Source organism: Mesorhizobium sp. P171375, assembly GCF_057786075.1.
In genome coordinates this window covers 3,551,974-3,570,111 of record NZ_JBYNWF010000001.1, presented here as the reverse complement: position 1 = coordinate 3,570,111, position 18,138 = coordinate 3,551,974, and the positions used below count along the sequence as shown (strand labels likewise).

The 18,138-nt window shown below is 62.4% G+C and carries 24 protein-coding genes; 10 read left to right on the top strand and 14 right to left on the bottom strand.

The features are described 5' to 3' along the window. Positions 1 to 26 precede the first annotated feature (26 nt). From ACYHH6_RS17105 to ACYHH6_RS17095, 3 genes are read right to left on the bottom strand one after another with little or no spacing between them, the layout of a single operon-like run. The gene (locus ACYHH6_RS17105) at positions 27 to 245 is read right to left on the bottom strand and encodes a hypothetical protein (protein WP_112560846.1); all 219 of its coding nucleotides are present in this window, start codon (positions 243 to 245) and stop codon (positions 27 to 29) included. Further along, the gene (locus ACYHH6_RS17100; RefSeq protein WP_435053274.1) at positions 238 to 1,164 is read right to left on the bottom strand and encodes a DMT family transporter; all 927 of its coding nucleotides are present in this window, start codon (positions 1,162 to 1,164) and stop codon (positions 238 to 240) included. The genes ACYHH6_RS17105 and ACYHH6_RS17100 overlap by 8 nt, the downstream gene beginning before the upstream one ends. 49 nt (positions 1,165 to 1,213) lie before the next feature. Further along, a complete protein-coding gene (locus ACYHH6_RS17095) occupies positions 1,214 to 2,047 on the bottom strand; it encodes a hypothetical protein (RefSeq protein ID WP_352585158.1) in 834 nt (277 codons plus the stop codon). Positions 2,048 to 2,158: 111 nt separating this feature from the next. Here ACYHH6_RS17095 and ACYHH6_RS17090 point away from each other — a divergent pair, with 111 nt between their 5' ends. After that, on the top strand, positions 2,159 to 3,127 hold the full coding sequence (locus ACYHH6_RS17090) for a LysR substrate-binding domain-containing protein (RefSeq protein ID WP_352585156.1): 969 nt from the start codon (positions 2,159 to 2,161) through the stop codon (positions 3,125 to 3,127). Positions 3,128 to 3,188: 61 nt separating this feature from the next. Here the strand turns inward: ACYHH6_RS17090 and ACYHH6_RS17085 are convergent, their stop codons facing one another. Continuing rightward, positions 3,189 to 3,707, bottom strand: coding sequence for a hypothetical protein (locus tag ACYHH6_RS17085; protein WP_352585155.1), 519 nt, complete (start codon positions 3,705 to 3,707; stop codon positions 3,189 to 3,191). Positions 3,708 to 3,899: 192 nt separating this feature from the next. On the opposite strand from ACYHH6_RS17085, the gene ACYHH6_RS17080 reads away from it, so the two are divergent. After that, on the top strand, positions 3,900 to 5,414 hold the full coding sequence (locus ACYHH6_RS17080) for a cupin domain-containing protein (RefSeq protein WP_352585153.1): 1,515 nt from the start codon (positions 3,900 to 3,902) through the stop codon (positions 5,412 to 5,414). A gap of 28 nt (positions 5,415 to 5,442) precedes the next feature. Here ACYHH6_RS17080 and ACYHH6_RS17075 read toward each other — a convergent pair whose 3' ends face one another. Then, a complete protein-coding gene (locus ACYHH6_RS17075) occupies positions 5,443 to 5,601 on the bottom strand; it encodes a hypothetical protein (RefSeq protein ID WP_203278129.1) in 159 nt (52 codons plus the stop codon). A 139-nt stretch (positions 5,602 to 5,740) separates the two neighbouring features. Between ACYHH6_RS17075 and ACYHH6_RS17070 the strand changes: the two genes are divergently transcribed. The 3 genes from ACYHH6_RS17070 to ACYHH6_RS17060 all read left to right on the top strand — a co-directional run bounded on the left by ACYHH6_RS17070 (position 5,741) and on the right by ACYHH6_RS17060 (position 8,547). Then, the gene (locus tag ACYHH6_RS17070; protein ID WP_352558027.1) at positions 5,741 to 5,905 is read left to right on the top strand and encodes a hypothetical protein; all 165 of its coding nucleotides are present in this window, start codon (positions 5,741 to 5,743) and stop codon (positions 5,903 to 5,905) included. Between the two features lie 89 nt (positions 5,906 to 5,994). Continuing rightward, positions 5,995 to 8,076 (top strand): ATP-dependent helicase, encoded by a 2,082-nt coding sequence (locus tag ACYHH6_RS17065; RefSeq protein WP_352585151.1) that lies wholly within the window; start codon positions 5,995 to 5,997, stop codon positions 8,074 to 8,076. Between the two features lie 168 nt (positions 8,077 to 8,244). Beyond that, positions 8,245 to 8,547 (top strand): DUF982 domain-containing protein, encoded by a 303-nt coding sequence (locus tag ACYHH6_RS17060; RefSeq protein ID WP_192259014.1) that lies wholly within the window; start codon positions 8,245 to 8,247, stop codon positions 8,545 to 8,547. 30 nt (positions 8,548 to 8,577) lie between these two features. On the opposite strand, the gene ACYHH6_RS17055 is transcribed toward ACYHH6_RS17060, so the two are convergent. From ACYHH6_RS17055 to ACYHH6_RS17040, 4 genes are all read right to left on the bottom strand, one after another. Next, positions 8,578 to 9,405: a sterol desaturase family protein gene (locus ACYHH6_RS17055; RefSeq protein WP_352585149.1), complete on the bottom strand. Its 828-nt coding sequence runs from the start codon at positions 9,403 to 9,405 to the stop codon at positions 8,578 to 8,580. A gap of 226 nt (positions 9,406 to 9,631) precedes the next feature. Beyond that, positions 9,632 to 10,420, bottom strand: coding sequence for a GGDEF domain-containing protein (locus tag ACYHH6_RS17050; RefSeq protein WP_352585147.1), 789 nt, complete (start codon positions 10,418 to 10,420; stop codon positions 9,632 to 9,634). 272 nt (positions 10,421 to 10,692) lie between these two features. Next, a complete protein-coding gene (locus ACYHH6_RS17045; RefSeq protein ID WP_352585146.1) occupies positions 10,693 to 11,268 on the bottom strand; it encodes a hypothetical protein in 576 nt (191 codons plus the stop codon). 229 nt (positions 11,269 to 11,497) lie between these two features. Beyond that, on the bottom strand, positions 11,498 to 12,010 hold the full coding sequence (locus tag ACYHH6_RS17040) for a DinB family protein (RefSeq protein ID WP_352585144.1): 513 nt from the start codon (positions 12,008 to 12,010) through the stop codon (positions 11,498 to 11,500). Positions 12,011 to 12,080: 70 nt separating this feature from the next. On the opposite strand from ACYHH6_RS17040, the gene ACYHH6_RS17035 reads away from it, so the two are divergent. Beyond that, positions 12,081 to 12,773, top strand: coding sequence for a glutathione S-transferase family protein (locus ACYHH6_RS17035; protein ID WP_352585143.1), 693 nt, complete (start codon positions 12,081 to 12,083; stop codon positions 12,771 to 12,773). A gap of 105 nt (positions 12,774 to 12,878) precedes the next feature. Further along, positions 12,879 to 13,514, top strand: coding sequence for a 5,6-dimethylbenzimidazole synthase (gene bluB, locus ACYHH6_RS17030; protein ID WP_352585141.1), 636 nt, complete (start codon positions 12,879 to 12,881; stop codon positions 13,512 to 13,514). A 26-nt stretch (positions 13,515 to 13,540) separates the two neighbouring features. On the opposite strand, the gene ACYHH6_RS17025 is transcribed toward bluB, so the two are convergent. Continuing rightward, a complete protein-coding gene (locus ACYHH6_RS17025) occupies positions 13,541 to 13,819 on the bottom strand; it encodes a hypothetical protein (protein ID WP_352585139.1) in 279 nt (92 codons plus the stop codon). 263 nt (positions 13,820 to 14,082) lie between these two features. Here ACYHH6_RS17025 and ndk point away from each other — a divergent pair, with 263 nt between their 5' ends. After that, positions 14,083 to 14,505 carry a nucleoside-diphosphate kinase gene (ndk, locus tag ACYHH6_RS17020; RefSeq protein ID WP_192259008.1) on the top strand — a complete coding sequence of 141 codons (423 nt, stop codon included), beginning with the start codon at positions 14,083 to 14,085 and terminating at the stop codon, positions 14,503 to 14,505. A 135-nt stretch (positions 14,506 to 14,640) separates the two neighbouring features. After that, positions 14,641 to 15,252, top strand: a complete 612-nt coding sequence (locus ACYHH6_RS17015; protein ID WP_352585137.1) for a class I SAM-dependent methyltransferase — start codon at positions 14,641 to 14,643, stop codon at positions 15,250 to 15,252. Between the two features lie 2 nt (positions 15,253 to 15,254). Here ACYHH6_RS17015 and ACYHH6_RS17010 read toward each other — a convergent pair whose 3' ends face one another. Continuing rightward, positions 15,255 to 15,671 carry a MarR family winged helix-turn-helix transcriptional regulator gene (locus ACYHH6_RS17010; RefSeq protein WP_352585136.1) on the bottom strand — a complete coding sequence of 139 codons (417 nt, stop codon included), beginning with the start codon at positions 15,669 to 15,671 and terminating at the stop codon, positions 15,255 to 15,257. Between the two features lie 103 nt (positions 15,672 to 15,774). On the opposite strand from ACYHH6_RS17010, the gene ACYHH6_RS17005 reads away from it, so the two are divergent. Continuing rightward, a complete protein-coding gene (locus ACYHH6_RS17005) occupies positions 15,775 to 16,251 on the top strand; it encodes a cupin domain-containing protein (protein ID WP_352585134.1) in 477 nt (158 codons plus the stop codon). A gap of 80 nt (positions 16,252 to 16,331) precedes the next feature. Here ACYHH6_RS17005 and ACYHH6_RS17000 read toward each other — a convergent pair whose 3' ends face one another. From ACYHH6_RS17000 to ACYHH6_RS16990, 3 genes are all read right to left on the bottom strand, one after another. Then, positions 16,332 to 16,601: a hypothetical protein gene (locus ACYHH6_RS17000; protein WP_352585133.1), complete on the bottom strand. Its 270-nt coding sequence runs from the start codon at positions 16,599 to 16,601 to the stop codon at positions 16,332 to 16,334. Positions 16,602 to 16,801: 200 nt separating this feature from the next. Then, complete coding sequence (locus ACYHH6_RS16995; RefSeq protein WP_352585131.1) at positions 16,802 to 17,569, bottom strand: YbaY family lipoprotein; 768 nt, start codon at positions 17,567 to 17,569, stop codon at positions 16,802 to 16,804. An 86-nt stretch (positions 17,570 to 17,655) separates the two neighbouring features. Further along, the gene (locus tag ACYHH6_RS16990) at positions 17,656 to 18,138 is read right to left on the bottom strand and encodes a molybdenum cofactor biosynthesis protein MoaE (RefSeq protein WP_352585129.1); all 483 of its coding nucleotides are present in this window, start codon (positions 18,136 to 18,138) and stop codon (positions 17,656 to 17,658) included.

The window sequence follows — 18,138 nt, the reverse complement described above, 5'->3', positions numbered from 1 at the left end:
AGTTGCAACGTTGCAAATTAGAAAATCTAATACTTCGACGCGGCCGATTTCGCCGTTGCGGAGCTGACGGGTGTGGAGTCGGCCAATATCTCTAGAATACGTTTCCAGCGGGCGCACCGCCCGAAATCCTTTTGCTCGATCGCCTTTTCGGCTTTCATCGCGGCATAGAGCGGCGCCTCGGCGCCGAACTCCTTGATCAGCCAGTATGCTTCCTGTCTGGCGAGGCGTTCATCGTCGTCAAGCATGGCTTCCAGCCTCCGAGCGTTCTATGCCCACCGCAATGCAACTGCCGATGACGAGGACCGCACCGGCAATCGCGGTCAGCGTCAGGCTCTCACCGGACAGCGTCAGCAGCAGCGTCGAGGCGATCGGCGTCAAATAGGCGACAACCGCAACCTTGCCGCCGCCTTCGAGCTTCAAGGCGCGCGACCAGAAATAATAGCCAAGCCCCATCGGACCGGCGCCGAGATAGAGGCCAAGCAGGACGTCCGCGCCAGATGGCCAGGCCGCGCCGTCGTGAACACACCACAGCAAGGTCAGGCCGACACCGACCAGTGCCGAAGGCAAGAGCAAACGTTCCGACGGTGTGGCCAGGCGAGCGACCGCGATCGAATAGAACGCCATGCACAGTGCTGAACCGAAGGCGGCGAGATAGCCGACGATGCTGCCCTGGAGAAAAGGCTGGCCGCGGCCACCCGAGATCACCAGCGCCACGCCGACAAAGCCGAGCACGGCAGTCAAGCCAAGAAGCACGGGGCGCTGCGGCTTGCCCAGCACGATGACCGCCGCCGCAACCATCAGCGGCCAGGTGTAGGCGACGAGATTGGCCTCGATCACGGGCATGGAGGCAAAGGCGATGTATTGCAGTACCATGGTGCCGACCAGACCGATGATGCCGACCGCGACCGCCCGCGCACCCGTGGCTGCGTTTTCCGGCACTGCCTCCTTGCGGCTCGCCAGATGGATGACGGCGAACACCAGCGCCGCTCCGCAAAACTGCAGCAACTGCACCAGCGACACCGGGTGGCTGGCCAGCAGGGATTTGCCGACCAGTGCGTTTGTCGACCACAGCGCGACCGCGCCGGCAGCGAAGACCAGGGCCGATGGCGAGCCCGATCCATCCCGGAACCGCCGGGATGGTGCCCTGCCCCTATCGCCGACCATGATTTCTTCCGAACCGACGGTCAAACCGGTGTCCACTTCTATGCTCTGGCTACCATGATTCCCTTGAGCCGCCCGGGAACGGCGCATCGGCCGCCACCGCAACCAGACGCTCTTCCTCGAAGCGGCGATAGGCCGGCAGCTGGTTTGTCCAGACGTCTTCGGCCAGTTCGTTGACCCATTCGCGATCATGATCATTGTCGGCTGCGAGATAGAACATGCGGTTGTCATCGACATAGGGCTTGGCCACCGAGCGCTGGTTGAGCACCAGCGTGACGCGCTCACCGAACTGGATCGGTGCCGTCCGGTGCAGAACGCCAAGAAACTGCCCGAGCGTCGCGTAGTTCATCTTATGGTCGATGCGCATGATCCGGTTGCGCGGGATCTCGCGGCCGGATTCGAGGACGGCGCGACCGGTCTCGGAATCGTCGCAGTAGATTTCGAGATGGCCGCCAACCAGCGGATTGCTGATCGACAGCGGAATGAGTTCGGTGACCGGAACACCGTCGCAATGCCAGTCGACCGCGCCGTCCTTGGGATTCATGAAGGTGACGGTTGAGCCGACGATCGACAGCGGGTAAGGCTCGAGCTTTGTGCCCATCATGTCGGACAGCCGTTCCAGGCGCAGCTTGTCATGCAGCAGTTCTTTGATCTCCGGGATGAAGCGATCGGCGCCGGTGATGAAGGTCAGATCGAGATGCTTGTGCACGGCGTGGCTGGACTTGAGCTTCAACGCCGCCTCCTCGATCGCCGCCAGCAACGCCGGGTCGTAGCCGTGCAGATACTGCGCAACGCCAAAACTCGACACTTTCCAGGCTGTTTCGTGACCGATAATGGCTTCACGGCTCATCGCACAGCGCAAATCGGGAATGGTATGGGCGTTCATTCTACTTCTCCAGGGTGGGGGCATCACTTGGTAAACAGTCGATTAATTCGCCCACCCCTGTAAAATTAGGAATGCTGGTGCTAGTGTAAGCCCAGCTTAAGGTCGAAACCCGTGCGTCTGCTCAGTCAGGTCAACCTCAATTCGCTGAAGATTGTCGAAAGTGCCGCCCGGCACCGTAACTTTACGCGCGCCGGCGAAGAGCAGTTTATTACTGCTTCCGCGGTCAGCCAGCGCGTCAAAAGCCTCGAGGACCAGCTGCGCTTCAAGATCTTCCAGCGTGGCGGCAATGCGGTTTCGCTGACGCCCGAGGGCGAGACCTATGTGTCGCGCGTTCGCGAGGCATTGGAGCGGATCGTGGCGGCCAGCATGGAAGCGACCGGACAGTCGCAGGCGCACGTGCTGAAGATTTCGGTGCTGCCGACTTTCGCCGCGCGTTGGCTGTTTCCGCGGCTGCCGCTGTTCCAGCGGCAATATCCCGAAATAGAGATGCGGGTCTCGACCTCCTACGCCACCAATGAGTTCGCCACTTCCGAGTTCGACCTTGAGATCCGCTATGGAGACGGGAACTTTCCGGACCTGGCGGCGGATCTCTTGTTCAAGGAGGATTTGACGCCGGTATGCAGCAGGAGGCTGTTCCACGAGATTCTCGGCGACAGGCCGCTGTCAAAGGTGACGCCGGACGACCTCAGGTATTTCACCCTGCTGCATTCCGACACCTGCACGCAGAACTGGCAGTCGTGGCTGGGTTTTGCCGGCGCGAGTTCCGTGCTCGGCGAGGCCAAGAGCATCTATTTCGATTCCTGCATGATGTCCTATGAGGCGGCCAATGCCGGCATGGGCTTTGCAGTCGCCAACCGCGCCTATATGGCCAGTGACATCCGCGCCGAGCGGCTGGTGGCGCCGTTTGCCGTACATCACCCCAACAGCGCCGGCTGGTATTTCGTCAGCCCGGTCACCGCGCCCTATGCGCGCAAAGTGGAACTGTTCAAGCAGTGGATCATGGCCGAGGCGGCGCTGACGCAGTGCCAGCTGGACGCCGAGATCGCCAGCGGCCCGGTGCTGCGGCAGGCTATGGCCTGAGGTCGCTCCTACTGAGAGTTCTTGCCCAGCGCTGCTATCTTTCGCACGTCACCGTAGTTGCCTACCAGCGGCTTCGGGTATTTTCCTCAATGCCCCTGGTCTCCAGTATTTTGCCATCGGCGTCGATTGCGAATTCTTCCAAATAATACGCCTGGGATATTCCGCCGATCATGTAGCTCATCTGCACCACCGAGAGGCCGTCCTCGTACAGCCTTGCCGGGAACCTCAACCATTCATGGCCCAAATGCCGGACAATGCAGCATCCCGGATTGAGCCTCATCAGCTCGTTGGCAAAACTGTATATGATCGGGCCATGTGCAGATTTTACAGCATTGGCAACCGCCATCGCGATGAGCCGACGATCGCTGAGCCGTTCCCGATAGTTGTAGACCACAGTCCACAAGACTAGCGCCGCGATTGTGATCGTGGCCAATATGAGGGCACCGGACAGAAACTTTTTCATCTTTCCGGCAGTAACCGCGCGGAGCGGACCAGTTGTGGCAAGATGCTGCAGGATTCCAGGGTTTTTCCGTTGATTTTGTGTAGAAGCGGCCGTCATGAAGCAGTCGATGCGGCCCACCTCATGACGCAAAGGAAAGACTCAGCTATCTTCGGTCACGCGGCGGGCCTGTTTTCCCGCTTGGCCGGCGCTTTCAGCTTCCTCCCAAGCGGCGCCGGCCTTCTTCCCCGCTCTTGTTTTGCGATGCGCGCCTGTCGTACTCTCGGCTCAGGCAATCGGTTCCGATTGGGTTCACCTGAAGCGAGCTGATTGATGATCGACGACATTGAGCGCGACGGTTTTGCTGGCCCGTTTCCGGTTCTAAGCCGAAAGGAACGTGGCCGCCTTCTGCCCAAGCTGATCAAGGAACGCCAGAAAAAGAAGGTTTGGAGCAAGGCGTCCGCTGTCTCCAATCATCACTACTACAAGATCGCCAGCGACCCGCGCATCCTTGAGCTGGTACGCCCGGTCCTCGGCGAAGACATCATTCTGTGGGCCGCGCATCTCGTCATCAGGCATCCGGACACGGAGCATCCGTTTCACTGCGATGTCGAATCGTCATCGGCCGATGGCGGCTTCCTGACCGTGTGGCTCGGGCTGGAGAACACAAATTCCGCGTCGGGCCTCAAATTCGTCAGGGGCTCGCACCGCTATGGCGCAACGGTTCAGGAGATCAAAGCCAGGCTTGGAATGAATGCGACGGAAAATTCCGATGCGGCTGTGCTGGATGCAGCGCGGACTTTTGCTCAAGACGCAACAATCGTTCAGCCCGACGTTTGCGACGGTGCCGCGCTGGTCTTTGACGGCAGAGCCTGGCATGGCTCGCACAATCCGTCGACGACCACTCGCGTCGCCTTGCTGCTGCAATATGCCCGCGCCGACCGCCCGGTCTTCATTCCTGAAGCCTTCGAATGGCCGTTTCGTTTCAAGACGGAGCCACGGCCGCCGGTACTGGTCGTTTCCGGCCGCTCGCCGATCGGTGTCAACCAGATCGCCAGACCGCCCGGCGCGCGCAGGCTTGCCGCAATACCGAACGCCGCGTTCGATCTGCCCGAACTGCCGGCCAAGCCGGTGGCACATTTCGCCTCGATGCCACACTTTCGCGGCCGCACGGCTAAGATCGAATTCATGGACGCGCACTCATCAGTACTGGCGCCCGGCGCCACGCCGCATCCGCTGCACGCTCATATGGAAGAAGAGATCCTCATCGTCATTTCGGGACAAGCAGCGTTGATAACCGCCGACGATGTCGGGTCTGAAAGCGTTCGACGCGAGACGATGAACGCAGGCGATTTCGCCTATTACCCCGCCTTCCAGCCGCACACGCTGGTCAATGCCAGCGACAAACCAGTGCTCTACACGATGCTGAAATGGCGCAACGAGCGAGGCCATGCGCCGGGCGAGGCGTCGAGGCTGGCCTTCGTGCGGGGCTCAGACACGCTGTTTGCCGCGGCGGATCTCGGCAAGCGCAACCGGGGAACGATCCTCAACGCGAGAACCAGATGGCTCGATCGACTGCACTGTCATGTCTCGATCGCGATGCCTGGCGTCGGCTACGCGCCCCATGCCGACCGTTATGACGTGGGCATTGTCCTGTTTTCCGGTGCGATTGAGACGCTGGGCAAGAGGATTTCAGCTCCTGCGTTGCTCTACCACCCTGCTGGTGCAATGCATGGGCTGAAGTCCATAGGCGCCGAACCCGCGCGTTATCTCGTGTTCGAACTGGACAAGGCCGTATCGCGCTGGTCCACCCTGCTTCACGCCGCCCGAAATCTGCTGGGGCGGTAAAGGTTCATCCTGGCCGCGATGACCCGATCTATTGCGCCGGTGACGGTTGTTCGCCACCAGTTGCCGGCTTTGGCGCCGAATCCGTCTGTGGCGTTTGATCGAGCACCGGCGCTTTGGTTGGCTGGATGTCGCTGTCGCAGGCCGCGAGCGCCAAGCCTGCGGCAAACAGAATCAGAAGCCTCTTCATGGCAACCTCCTAGGTCTGCCCTCTCCTTCGTAAAGGCAACGAGGTGGTTCGGCTTTGGTTGCACGCCCGCAGGCGACGCCTCCCGCCGGCTGGAACCAAATGCCGCCCCCGGGGTTGGTTGCCCGAAGGAGATCGCGCCATGATCCGTCTGCTCATAACCGGCCTTGTCGCCTATGCGGCCTATCGTGCCGCCAGAAAAGTCATCGACGAGGTGCCTGACGATTTCGATCCGCTGCCGATGCCCGGCGATGAACGCACCTTGCGACGCCAGTCGGCGGCAATGGGAGTCGCTCCGCGGAGGTAGGCCAGCCATCCCCACAGGGATAAAGGCCCGGTAGAGGCCGGGCTGCGCTAGCCCGTTGCGAACAAAGCAGAAACGATGCTTGATGAGCGATGACCATCGCCATCAATGATTCGACCTTGCAACCCGCCTATCTCGCCAAGCTCAACGCCGAGCAGCGGCTGGCCGTCGAACATGGCGACGGCCAGATCGCGGGACCGTTGCTGGTGATCGCGGGCGCCGGCTCCGGCAAGACCAACACGCTGGCCCACCGGGTTGCGCACCTGATCGTCAAGGGCGCCGATCCGAGGCGCATCCTGCTGATGACGTTCTCGCGCCGCGCCGCCACCGAAATGGCCAGGCGGGTCGAACGCATTGCCGGCGAGGTGCTGGGCCGCGACGCGTCCGTCATCGCCGACGCGCTGGCCTGGGCGGGCACGTTTCACGGCATCGGCGCCCGGTTGCTGCGCGACTATGCGCTGACGATCGGCCTCGATCCGGCCTTTACCATCCACGACCGGGAGGATTCCGCCGACCTGATGAATCTTGCCCGCCATGAGCTCGGCTTTTCGAAGACCGAAAGCCGTTTTCCGACCAAGGGCACGTGCCTGGCGATCTATTCGCGCACTGTCAACGCGCAGGCGCCGCTCGGCGAGGTGCTGGGCGCGGCGTTCCCCTGGTGTTCGGGGTGGGCCGAACAGCTAAAAGAGCTGTTCGCCGGATATGTCGAGGCCAAGCAGGCGCAGAACGTGCTCGATTACGACGACCTCCTGCTCTACTGGGCGCAGATGGCGGTCGAGCCTGAAATCGCCACGCATCTTTCTTCCCGTTTTGATCATGTGCTGGTCGACGAATACCAGGACACCAACCGGCTGCAGGCCTCGATCCTTTCAGCGCTGAAGCCGGACGGCGCCGGACTGACGGTGGTCGGCGACGACGCGCAGTCGATCTATTCGTTCCGCGCCGCCGAGGTGCGCAACATCCTGGATTTCCCCCAGCAATTCGCGCGAGCCGCAGACGTCATCATGCTGGAGCGCAACTACCGCTCGACCGAAACCATTTTGGCGGCGGCCAATGCGGTGATTTCCGAGGCGTCGGAGCGCTTCACCAAGAATCTGTGGTCGGAGCGCAAATCCTCACAAAAGCCGAAACTGGTCAGCGTGCGCGACGAGGCCGAACAGGCAAATTATGTCTGCCAGGCGATCCTTGCCGAGCGCGAGGCCGGCACGGTGCTCAAATCGCAAGCGGTGCTGTTTCGCGCCTCGCATCACAGCGGGCCGCTGGAGATCGAGCTGACGCGCCGCAACATCCCGTTCGTCAAGTTCGGCGGGCTGAAATTCCTCGACGCTGCCCACGTCAAGGACGTGCTGGCGGTGCTGCGCTTTGCCGAGAACCCGCGCGACCGTGTCGCCGGCTTTCGCGTGCTGCAGCTTCTGCCTGGCATCGGCCCTTCGGCGGCCAGCGCCGTCGTCGAAACCATGGCGACATCGCTCGATGAAGCGATGGGGCTGGCCCGCTACCGGCCGCCGCAACGCGCTGCGGAGGACTGGCCAGCTTTCGTTTCCCTGTTTTCCGGCCTGCGCGCCAGGTCAGGCAAATGGCCGACCGATCTCGAACAGGTCAGGCTGTGGTACGAGCCGCATCTTGAGCGCATGCATGAGGATGCAACGACGCGGCGAGCCGACCTCGTGCAGCTCGAGCAAATCGCCTCCGGCTACGCCTCGCGCGAGCGCTTCCTGACCGAACTGACGCTTGATCCACCGGATGCGACCAGCGACCAGGCCGGGCCGCCGCATCGCGACGAGGACTATCTGATCTTGTCGACCATCCATTCGGCCAAGGGCCAGGAATGGAAGAACGTCTTCGTGCTCAACACCGTCGATGGCTGCATCCCGGCCGATCTCGGCGTCGGCACAAAGGAAGACATCGAGGAGGAGCGCCGGCTGCTTTACGTCGCGATGACGCGGGCCAAGGACGGCCTGCACCTGGTGACGCCGCAGCGCTTTTATCCGCACAACCAGCCGGCGCGCGGCGACCGCAACGTTTATGCCTCACGCAGCCGCTTCATCCCGGCCTCGATCCTCGGCGCCTTCGAGCAGACCTCGTGGGCGAGCGTCCACGCAAAGGACGATCCGCGCCACAGACCTGAAGTCAGGGTCGACCTCGGCGCCCGCATGCGCGGCATGTGGAAATAGCCGCCAGCCGCAACCGCGGATGCGGCCCTCGGAAGCGACGTCAAAAAGCAAAATTCTCTGTCATGGCATCTCTCAGGGAACCTCGGGCCGCCAGCCGCGTTTTTCGGCGTCCAACCCTTGATCGGAGAGCGGCTACCGTCGCCCTTCCGCCCATCCAGAGAGGCCAGAATGCACGACGCGATATTCTTCACCCCGGTTGCAGTCACCGTTGGCGCCGGCCACAAACGCATGCTCGCTTCGCTGTTCGAAATGCATGATTTCCTGACCGAATTTCCGCCGTCGCGCCGACGCGTGAGCTATGGCGCTGCGGTGAAGGCCTGCGAGGCGGCACGCGCCGGCGAAATCTCGACTGAGGCCGCGCGCGATGCGCTGATCACCTTTGCGGTGACGGCCGGCATCCTCTGGCCACCTGTCCAGCCGATCATCTCGGTCAAGCCAGTGGCGCGTGGCTATGGCGGCTACGCTGCCTGAGACGGCGGATCAAACCTGGCTGCCGAAAGATCAATCGGACTTGCCGGCCGACGTCGGTGAGGCTTCGGCCAGCCTTGCAGCTTGCGCGAGCTGTTCGGTGCTGCCGACAAACGGATGGGCAAGCTGCTGATGATAGAGCGGCGGGACCGGATCATCGGTGCCGTATTTCTGCGGCATCCTGTCGGGCATGAACAACGTGCCTCCCAGCATGTCGAGTAAAGGCAGCTGCCCGGCGAAATTCTTGTCCCAGGCTTCACGCTCATTGGCATGATGCCAATGATGAAACTGCGGTGACGCCAGAAGCCATTTCAACGGTCCGACCTTGATACGTGTATTGGAATGGATGAACAGCGACTGCCACTGATAGATCAGTGTGAAGATCAGTATGGCGGTGCTCGAAAAATCGAGCGCGAAAACCGGCACGAACGAGGCCGATTTTGTCAGGATCTGGTCGACAGGATGGACGCGGTGCGCGGCCAGCCAATCCATCTCCTCGATGCTGTGGTGGATCGAATGGAAGCGCCACAGGAACGGGACGGCGTGAAAGGCGCGATGCGCGAGGTAGAAGCCGGTATCGGCCAGCACCAGAACCTCCACCGCCTGCAGCCAGACCGGTTGCGACTGCACCGCCTGCGTAAGCCCGGCCGGAACAAACTGGTGGAGCACCAGCATGGCTGTGCCGATCACGATGAGCAGGCCGATCTTGATGATGATGCCGTTAAACAGGAGGTAGACGACGTCGTTCAGCCAATGCCGGCGCGTCGATGATTGCTCCGTATGCAGCGGCAACAGCCGCTCCAGCGGAATGAAGATAAGCGCGATGACCAGCACCGCCTTGAGGTCTACGAGATCGGACACCCCTGCCCTCGCTGCAGCCGGAGATCGGCTCGCCAGAGATTAATGGCCAAGGGATGAACGGATTGTTGACGGGCCGCGCCGTGAACCGGCAGATTCAGACGCTCACGACAAGGAATGAGGCCTGCTGCAGTCGACATCGTGGACGGTTACAGCTCCACTGCGCTTTGTCAGGTCGGCGTTGCAGCGATCCGCCTGATCAGGCCTGTTCCGACGCTATCGCTCAGTCTCAATGGAACGTTGCCGGATCGCCGGTCAGCAGGCCGCGCGGCCCGGTTGTCTCAAAACTGACTTGGTCGCGCCCGTTCGACTTGGCCTTGTAAAGGTGCCGGTCGGCCGTCAGGAACATGTCGGCATAGGTTGTCGGCCCACTGAAGGCGACGCCGCCGATGCTCACCGAGAGCGGACAAGGTCGTCCACCCGGGGCAAATTCGACCTCGCGGATGCGCCGCCGGATTCCCTCGGCAACCAGCCATGACTGCGACGGGTCGGCGCCGGGCAGGAAAACTGCGAACTCCTCGCCGCCGATGCGTCCGACAATGTCGGCGCCGCGCAGCTGGGCCTTGATCGTCTCGGCGATCAGCTTCAGCGCCTGATCGCCGCAATCGTGACCCAGCCGATCGTTGATGGTCTTGAAATGATCGGCGTCGACGATCAGCAAAGCGCCGGCATTGACCACGGCCTGGCTGCGCGCCTGGTCGAGATAGGCTTCGACCAGCATTGAAAACGCGCCGCGGTTGAACACCGCTGTCAGGCTGTCGGTCGCCGCGACGATGCTCAGCTCTTTCTGGGCGATGGCCAGCTGACGCATCTTGTACATCAGGAAAGAGAAGAACGATCCACCCAGCACAAGCGGCAGCAACAGGTCGGTGAGTTGCGCCCAGCGCAACGCATCAGGCGACAGCGACGAAAAATTGTAGGAATCGACGAAGAAGGCAGCCGCGATACAGATCGCCGTGCCGACAACTGTGACCGCTATGACCCTGCCCCAACTCGTGGGCGACAGATCGATCCGCATGCCATTCTCCCACCGTGTCCACCATTTAGCAGTAGGAACACAAATGAAACCCTAAAACCTCGCCTTCAATTGTAATGTGGTTAACAGCCCGTCGAAAGCACGGCCATCGCCTTGCAGATGCCGGCGGTCACAAAAAGCCCGCCACTCGCGTGGCGGGCTTTCCGACTGGCCGGAGGCTTCTCGTCAGCGCATGTCCTCGGGAAGTCCGGGGCATGCAGTAGGAGAGTGCCGTAAAGCCTCACGGCTGGTTCGACACTCCGGCGAAACCCGTCTCAGCGACGGGAGATCATCAGGCAGAGCTGCCGCAGGTCGCGGTCGTAGGTGCCCTCGCTGCTGAGCACATCGATGCAGCGCTTCTTCATGCGTGTCAGCTGGCTGCTCGACATGCTGGCGACGACGCCCGGCATAGCCGGCGTGGTGGCAGTTGCCGCAGTGCCGAGGGTGCCAGGAACCTCTGGCGTTCCAACTCCAACATTGGCGCTCGTGCCGCCGAGTGTCACGCCGACCGCGCTGTTGGTGCCGTTGCCCAAAGTTGCATTTGCTCCAGCGCCGTTGGTGCCACCGATGGATGCGGTACCTGTGGAACTGCTGCCGCCGATGGTGGCAGTCCCATCGGCGCCATTTGTGCCGCCGATCGAAACGTTGGCACTGGTTCTGCTACCGCCGAAAGATGCATTTGCGTCAGCTCCATTTGGCCCGCCCGCATTGGCGTCGGCTCTGTTTCCGCCGACGGATACGCCGCCAAATCCACCAAGCCCGACGCTTTGGGCGTTCGCAGGCATGGCGAGAATAACGATGATTGCACCACTCGCCAATGTACTGGCGATTCTCTTTACGATACTAGCCATAACACTCTCCTGTGTGGTTTTCTATTTTCGCATTTCAGCACTCACAGATTTAAACGCACTCGTCCTTTTTCGATAAGATACGCGGAGAGCGGTGTTTTGGTTTCTTTAGCTTTTGTGCATATGAAGAGTCGTGGTTTTTAATCTCTACGCTGCGGCAAGAAGAATTTAGACGAACTTGCTCAAACTTTTAAATTTGAGGAATCTACCACTCGGATTGCTGGAAGGTGCATCAGGCGTAGGCGCGGCCTTCCTCGCTGCGCTGGAACAGCACCAGATCGAGCGGCACGGATGGCCGGCCAAGCACGGTCAGGATCATGTGGGCATGGCCGCGATGATGGGTCTGATGGTTGAAGAAGTGGCTGAGCGCCGGCGCCAGTCGCTGCGAAACGGTGCGCATATCGGAAAGCGTCATGTAGGAGAAGCGGCCGGCAAGCGCCTTGTCGCTCATGCCGTCGATCCAGCCGATGATCCTCTTGTCCTCCGCCTCGCGCGCCTGCCACAGGACAGGCAAAGCACGGTGGAGGATGGCGTCGGTTCGCGACGGTGCGTCGCCCGTGCCGGTGAAGCGCTTCATCCAGACGCGGTCCGCGGCCAGCAGATGATTGAGCGTGCCGGCCATCGAGCCGAAGAAGGCGCCGACGTCTCTTTCGAATTCTTCGTCCACGAGATCGGCGACGGCACCGTAGATGCGGCCATTGGCCCATTGATTGTAGGCCGCAAACATCATGAAATGCTGTTTCATCTTTTCTTCCCGCCGACGAGTTCCGCTTCAGCCGCAGGCGCCTAATTAGACCGCGAGGACGCAGCCGCCAATGACCATTCTGTTCTATGAACTCGTCGGACGCGACACGACCCGTCCGTTCAGCCCGCATTGCTGGAAGGTTGCCATGGCGCTTGCACATAAAGGTCTGGACAGATCCAGCCTGCCGACCCGCTTTCTCGACGTGCCCAAGGTCGAGGGCGGTGTCTCGAAGACCGTGCCGGTGATCCGCGACGGCGAGCGCGTGGTGGCCGATTCCTTCGCCATCGCGCTTTATCTGGACGAGACCTACCCCGAGCGGCCGACGCTGTTTGCCGGCGACGGCGGCAAGGCAATGGCGCGTTTCATCGAGCGCTGGTCGCAACTCACCATCCATCCCTATGTCACCACGGCCGCGCTGCTCGACATCCACGCCATGCAGGACGACGAGAACGCCGCCTATTTCCGCTCCAGCCGCGAGCAGCGTTTCGGCAAGCCGCTGGAAGCGGTGACGGCCGCCCGCGATGCCGGGCTCGCCGGCTTCCGTGCCGCGCTGGAGCCGCTGCGTTCGATGCTCAGCTATCAGCCGTTCATCGGCGGCGCCTTGCCGCTCTTTGCCGATTACATCGTCTTCGGCGCGCTGCAGTGGGCGCGCATTACCTCGCCCTATCGCTTGCTCGACGAAAGCGACCTCGTTGCGCAATGGTTCGAACGCTGCCTCGACCTTCATGACGGCCTCGGCCGTATGGTCGCGGCAGCAGCATGAGGGAGAAGGCAGTAGGGCTTAGGCAGTAGGAAATAGTTCGTACACGCTGTACACCCCTGCTGCCTATTGCCTAAGCCCTACTGCCTATCCCCTGACGAGATCCCGATGCCACCATCCCCCGATTTCACCGCCGACTTTCGCGCCGGGCTCGTTACGCTGCTACGCTGGCGCCGGGATGTGCGGCGCTTCGAACGGACGGCTTTGCCCGAGGGGACGCTGGAACGGCTGCTGGAGCTTGCCAGCATCGCGCCGTCCGTCGGGCTCAGCCAGCCATGGCGCTTCGTGGTCGTCGACAGCGCCGAACGGCGCGCGGCCGTGAGAGGCTCTTTCGAGCGCTGCAATGCCGAGGCGCTCACATGCTTTTCGGGCGAGCGCGCAGCGCTCTATGCCCGGCTGAAGCTTGCCGGTCTCAACGAAGCACCCTGCCAGTTCGCGGTTTTCGCCGACCGCGCAACGCAACAGGGCCACGGGCTCGGCCGCATGACAATGCCGGCGACCATCGCCTATTCGGCCGTCATGGCGGTGCATACTCTGTGGCTGGCGGCGCGGGCAGAAGGCATCGGCATGGGCTGGGTGTCGATCCTCGACGCGGCCGAGATGGCCAAGATCCTCGACACACCGCCCGAATGGACGCTGATCGGCTATTTCTGCCTTGGCTATCCCAGCGAGGAGCACGATGTGCCAACGCTGGAGCGCGAAGGCTGGGAGCGCCGGCAGCCGCCCGTGCTGATCAGGCGATAGGGCCGATCATTTTCTTTGGCGATAAGTCACTTCACCTCATCCTTGGCGATGAGCCTGACGCAGATCGGGTCGCCCTTCGGCATCGGCGTACATTGCCATTCCGGGCCGAAACCGAAGTTGGTATTCTTCCCGAGCCCGAGCAGCATGGCAACGACCAGACCGCCGAAGAGGGCAACCATCAGCAGGATCCCCTTGATATCGCCGGGTCTCAGATCGTGCCAGTTCATCTCGCCGAAGGTCCTATCCGGCTTCCCATCCAACTGATTTCCCTGGAGATGATACCCCCGCCCCTGCGACCCGTCCATCTTCGCCCCGGACGATCTGTCGCCCTTCGACGGCGACACCGCACCAGGAGATGGGGCGACCCGATCAGTTCAGCCGCGAATACAGCCGGCTCCACGGCCTGCCGCCGCTGCGCGACGTCGGCGCCGCCAGGGCGCCGGTCGCGGCGCAATAGCACGGGTCGAGCACCTCCCCTTGGCAATGGGCCGGGCGGCTTGTATAGAGCCCGCCACTCCCAATTCCACTCTTCATCACCCAATTCCTCTCTTCATCACAAGGACGACCAATGGCGATCGAACGCACCTTTTCCATGATCAAGCCGGACGCGACGCGGCGCAACCTCACCGGCGCCATCACCAGGATGCTGGAAGAGGCCGGCCTGCGCGTCATCGCCTCGCGTCGCGTGTGGATGAGCCGCCGTGAGGCCGAAGGCTTTTACGCCGTCCACAAGGATCGCCCGTTCTTTGGCGAGCTGGTGGAATTCATGTCGTCGGCGCCGACCATTGTGCAGGTGCTGGAAGGCGAAAACGCCATTGCCAGGAACCGCGAAGTGATGGGCGCCACCAACCCGGCCAACGCCGCCGAGGGCACCATCCGCAAGGTCCACGCCCTGTCGATCGGCGAGAATTCGGTGCACGGCTCCGATGCGCCGGAAACCGCCGCACAGGAGATCAAGTACTGGTTCTCCGACACCGAGATCGTCGGCTGAGCCGACGCGAACGGAATGCATGCAAAAGGCCGGCGTTTCGCCGGCCTTTTTCTTTGGCGTCGGACCTCGCTGCACTGCCCCCGAAGATCGACCTGCGCTAAGGTCGGATCGCGCACCAGCGGATCCGACCCGACCATGACCAGTGCCATCCCCGGTTTTTTCCAGGGTACCGAGATGCCATCGAGCGGCTGGTGGGAGGCGCTGTGGCCTGATCCCGCCGGCGTGCTTGCGGCAACCGGGCTGAAGCCGGGCATGGAGGTGGTCGACCTCTGCTGCGGCGACGGCTGGTTCACGTTGCCGATCGCCGCCGTCGCCCGCCGTGTCATCGCCATCGATATCGATGCCGACCTGCTGCAGGCCGCGCAACGACGGCTGATCGGCGCCGGCGTGACCAATTGCGAATTCGTTGCCGGCGACGCCTACGAACTCGCGAGCCTGGTGTCCCGGCCAGTCGACTTCGTCTTCATGGCAAACGCCTTCCACGGCGTGCCCGACCGGCCGCGGCTGGCACGTGCCGTGCGCGAAGCGCTCGCCCCCGGCGGACATTTTGCCATCGTCAACTGGCACCAGCACGCGCGCGAGACGACCACGGTGCTGGGCGAGCCGCGCGGCCCGCGAACCGAACTCAGGCTGTCGCCGCGACAGACCAGCGCGGATGTCGAAGCCGGCGGCCTGAAGCTTGTTAAACTGGTCGAGGTGCCGCCCTATCACTATGGGGCGCGGTTCGAGAAGGCGAAGCCGGTCTGAGCTCAACGAATGAGCGGCGTGTCCCAGAGGTCGCCGAGCAGCGTTTTCAGTTCCGTGAAACGCTTCTGCCCAAGCTCCTCGGCCCATTCGCGCTCGACGTCCAGCAAGATGTCGGCCATTTTCTGGTAGGCGGCGCGCCCGCGGTCGGTGAAATGGACAATGGTCCCGCCGCTCTCGTCGGGTGCCGCCGAGCGGATGATGTAACCCATCGCTTCCAGTGTCTTCAGCAGCTGGTTCATAGCCTGCTTGCTCATCCCGGCGCGCTCGGCAAGCGCGCTCGGCCGAAGGCCATCAGGGCCGGGATATTGGATCACTGCCATATGCGGCGGGCTCAGGTCCTCGAAACCCGATGCCCTGAGATCCCTAATCAGCTTGCGGTGAATGGCCATGGCCGGCACGCGCAGTAGCGCACCGATCAACGGTGGCTTCCTTGGCAGATCTTCCGTGGATGACGGCATTGACACCCGGGTAAATTGAGTTTACTCATTTCGGTAAATTCGATTTACCACATAGGAGGATGGAATGCTAGACAAAGCCGGCCAGGTTCGCGTCAATCCTGCGGAGGAGACAATCAGCCATGGCGGCCTTGCCGTCCGCTTCCTGCTGACCGGCGACCAATCGAACGGCAGCATCGCCGCCTTCGAACTGACGGTCGCCGGCTCGCAGCGCCTGCCCGCCCCGGCACACAGCCACGACCACTATGAAGAGACGATGTACGGGATCGAAGGCATGCTGACGCTGACCGTCGACGGACACCGGCACGATATCGGGCCCGGCCAGGCACTGTGCATTCCGCGCGGCGCGGTTCACCGCTTCGACAACGACACCGCCGAGAACGCCAAGGTGCTTTGCGTGGTGACGCCGGCGGCGATCGGTCCGGACTATTTCCGCGAGGCCTTCGCCATCTTTGGCGCCGGCGGCCCGCCCGACCGCGCCAGGCTCATGGACCTGATGCGCCGGTTCGGCCTGACGCCGGCACCGCCGCCACCGCAGGCGTGATGCTCTCCAAAGTGGTCAACTGGCGGCGCAGCGTATTGGACGAACAAGAGTTCCCGCCGCCCCTCGCGGCGGGTTTCCTGTCACTTCGCTTGGCGCTCTTTCACATTTGCATGATCGTTCGCCGCTTCGGTGTCGGTGGCCGGTGTCTTGGTGTCGGCGCCGACAAACGGACTGCCCTGCCCAGGCGCCAGGTCGCCACTATGGCCGGCCTCGTTGGTCTGGAAGGGTTGGCTGTCAGGACTGAGACCATGCTGAAGTGCATTGAACAAATGGTCGTCGGCCCTGGCAAAGCCGGCGAAGGTAATCAGCGATACGCCTGTGGCGGCAAGGATAAGCGCGTGCTTTTTCATGTCTGGACTCCTTTTTGAGTGGCCAGATCGAGCCGCATTCGGTCTGGCGGCTTCAGTGAAGGGACATGTCCCTTTTGCCTACCCGCCATATGGGGAGTGAACGCTTCGCGCGGCCGGACTATTCCCGGCTGTCGCGTAATCCGGGTCGGAAAAGCCGCGAAGACGATTCCCGCGCCGCCGCCACGCCCGGTCCGTCGACGTCAGCTTGCCGCGTTGAAGCGCAGAATCTCGCGGCCGTCCTTGTCGGCGATGGTGAGCTTGCCAGCATCGATATGGTACGACGCCGCCTTGACCAACGCCTCGAACAGCGCCTTTTCCTCGGCCATCACTTCCGGCGCGCAGGCCTTGTAGGTCGAGCCGATGTCGCTGACGGCGATCGTCGAGCCCTCGACCTTGGCGGTGGCGAAATAGGCGTTGCAAGGGCCGCTGCCGCCGGCCTTGCCGGCTTCACTGACCCTGAACGTCGCCTTCGGTTGCGCGATCACACCGATACCGTCGATATATTCGACCAGCCAGCTCTGATCGAACAGCGAGGCCGAGGTCGGCGTGTCGCTCGGCGCCACCATTTTCAACACGATCGTCTGCGGCGCATCGCTCAGCGGATCGACCTGATGGCGTGTGTCCGTGATGAACAGCAGCTTGTCGTCAGCGGTGATGCGCGCCTGCAGCGCGTAGGTCATGTTGGGCCGGATCACCGTTGGATCGAAGCTGATCTCGAACTTGATCGGCACCTGGCCGGCCGGCGCCACCTTGCGTTCGCCGACAATGGCGGCCGGCGCATCGGCCAAAGACACATCGGCCAGCTGTACCGAAAGTACGGCGTTGGGCGGCAGCGCGATGCGCTCGCGATACATCACCTCGCCCTTCAGGGTTTTCTCGGCGGCGACAGACATTTCGGGAACGGCCAGCATGCCGACGACCAGCGGCACAAAACCGAAGACGAAGAATTCAGCGATCCTGTCCAGCATGCCCTTGCTCCCTTTTGCCAGATGCGATTTGGCTAGGCGAATGCGGTCAATGGAAGGCGGCTGCATGAAATTATTCCGGCTGCGGATCAGTCCGGCGGCGACTGTCTCCAGCGGGCAGCAGCCTGGTCGTCGGCGTCCTTGGCCTCGACCCAGCCGCCGTTGGTGCCGTCTAGGCGATGTTCCTTCTTCCAGAACGGCGCGCGCGATTTCAGGAAATCCATCAGGAAATTCGCCGCTTCGAACGCCGCCTGCCGGTGCGCGGAGGCCGCCACCACCAGCACGATGTTTTCGCCGGGCGTTATTTTGCCGTGGCGATGGATGACGGTGAGCCCTTGCAATGGCCAGCGTGCTATGGCTTCGGCGGCGATGCGGCCGATCTCGGCTTCGGCCATGCCGGGATAATGTTCGAGCTCGAGTGCCGACAGCTGGCCCTGCTCGTCACGGCAGAGGCCTTGGAAAGACACCACGGCGCCGATGTCGGCGCGACCCTCGGTCAGTCTCGCGATCTCGGCGGCGATATCGAAATCCTGGGCCTGAATGCGCACGACAGGGACCACCGCGGCCGGCAT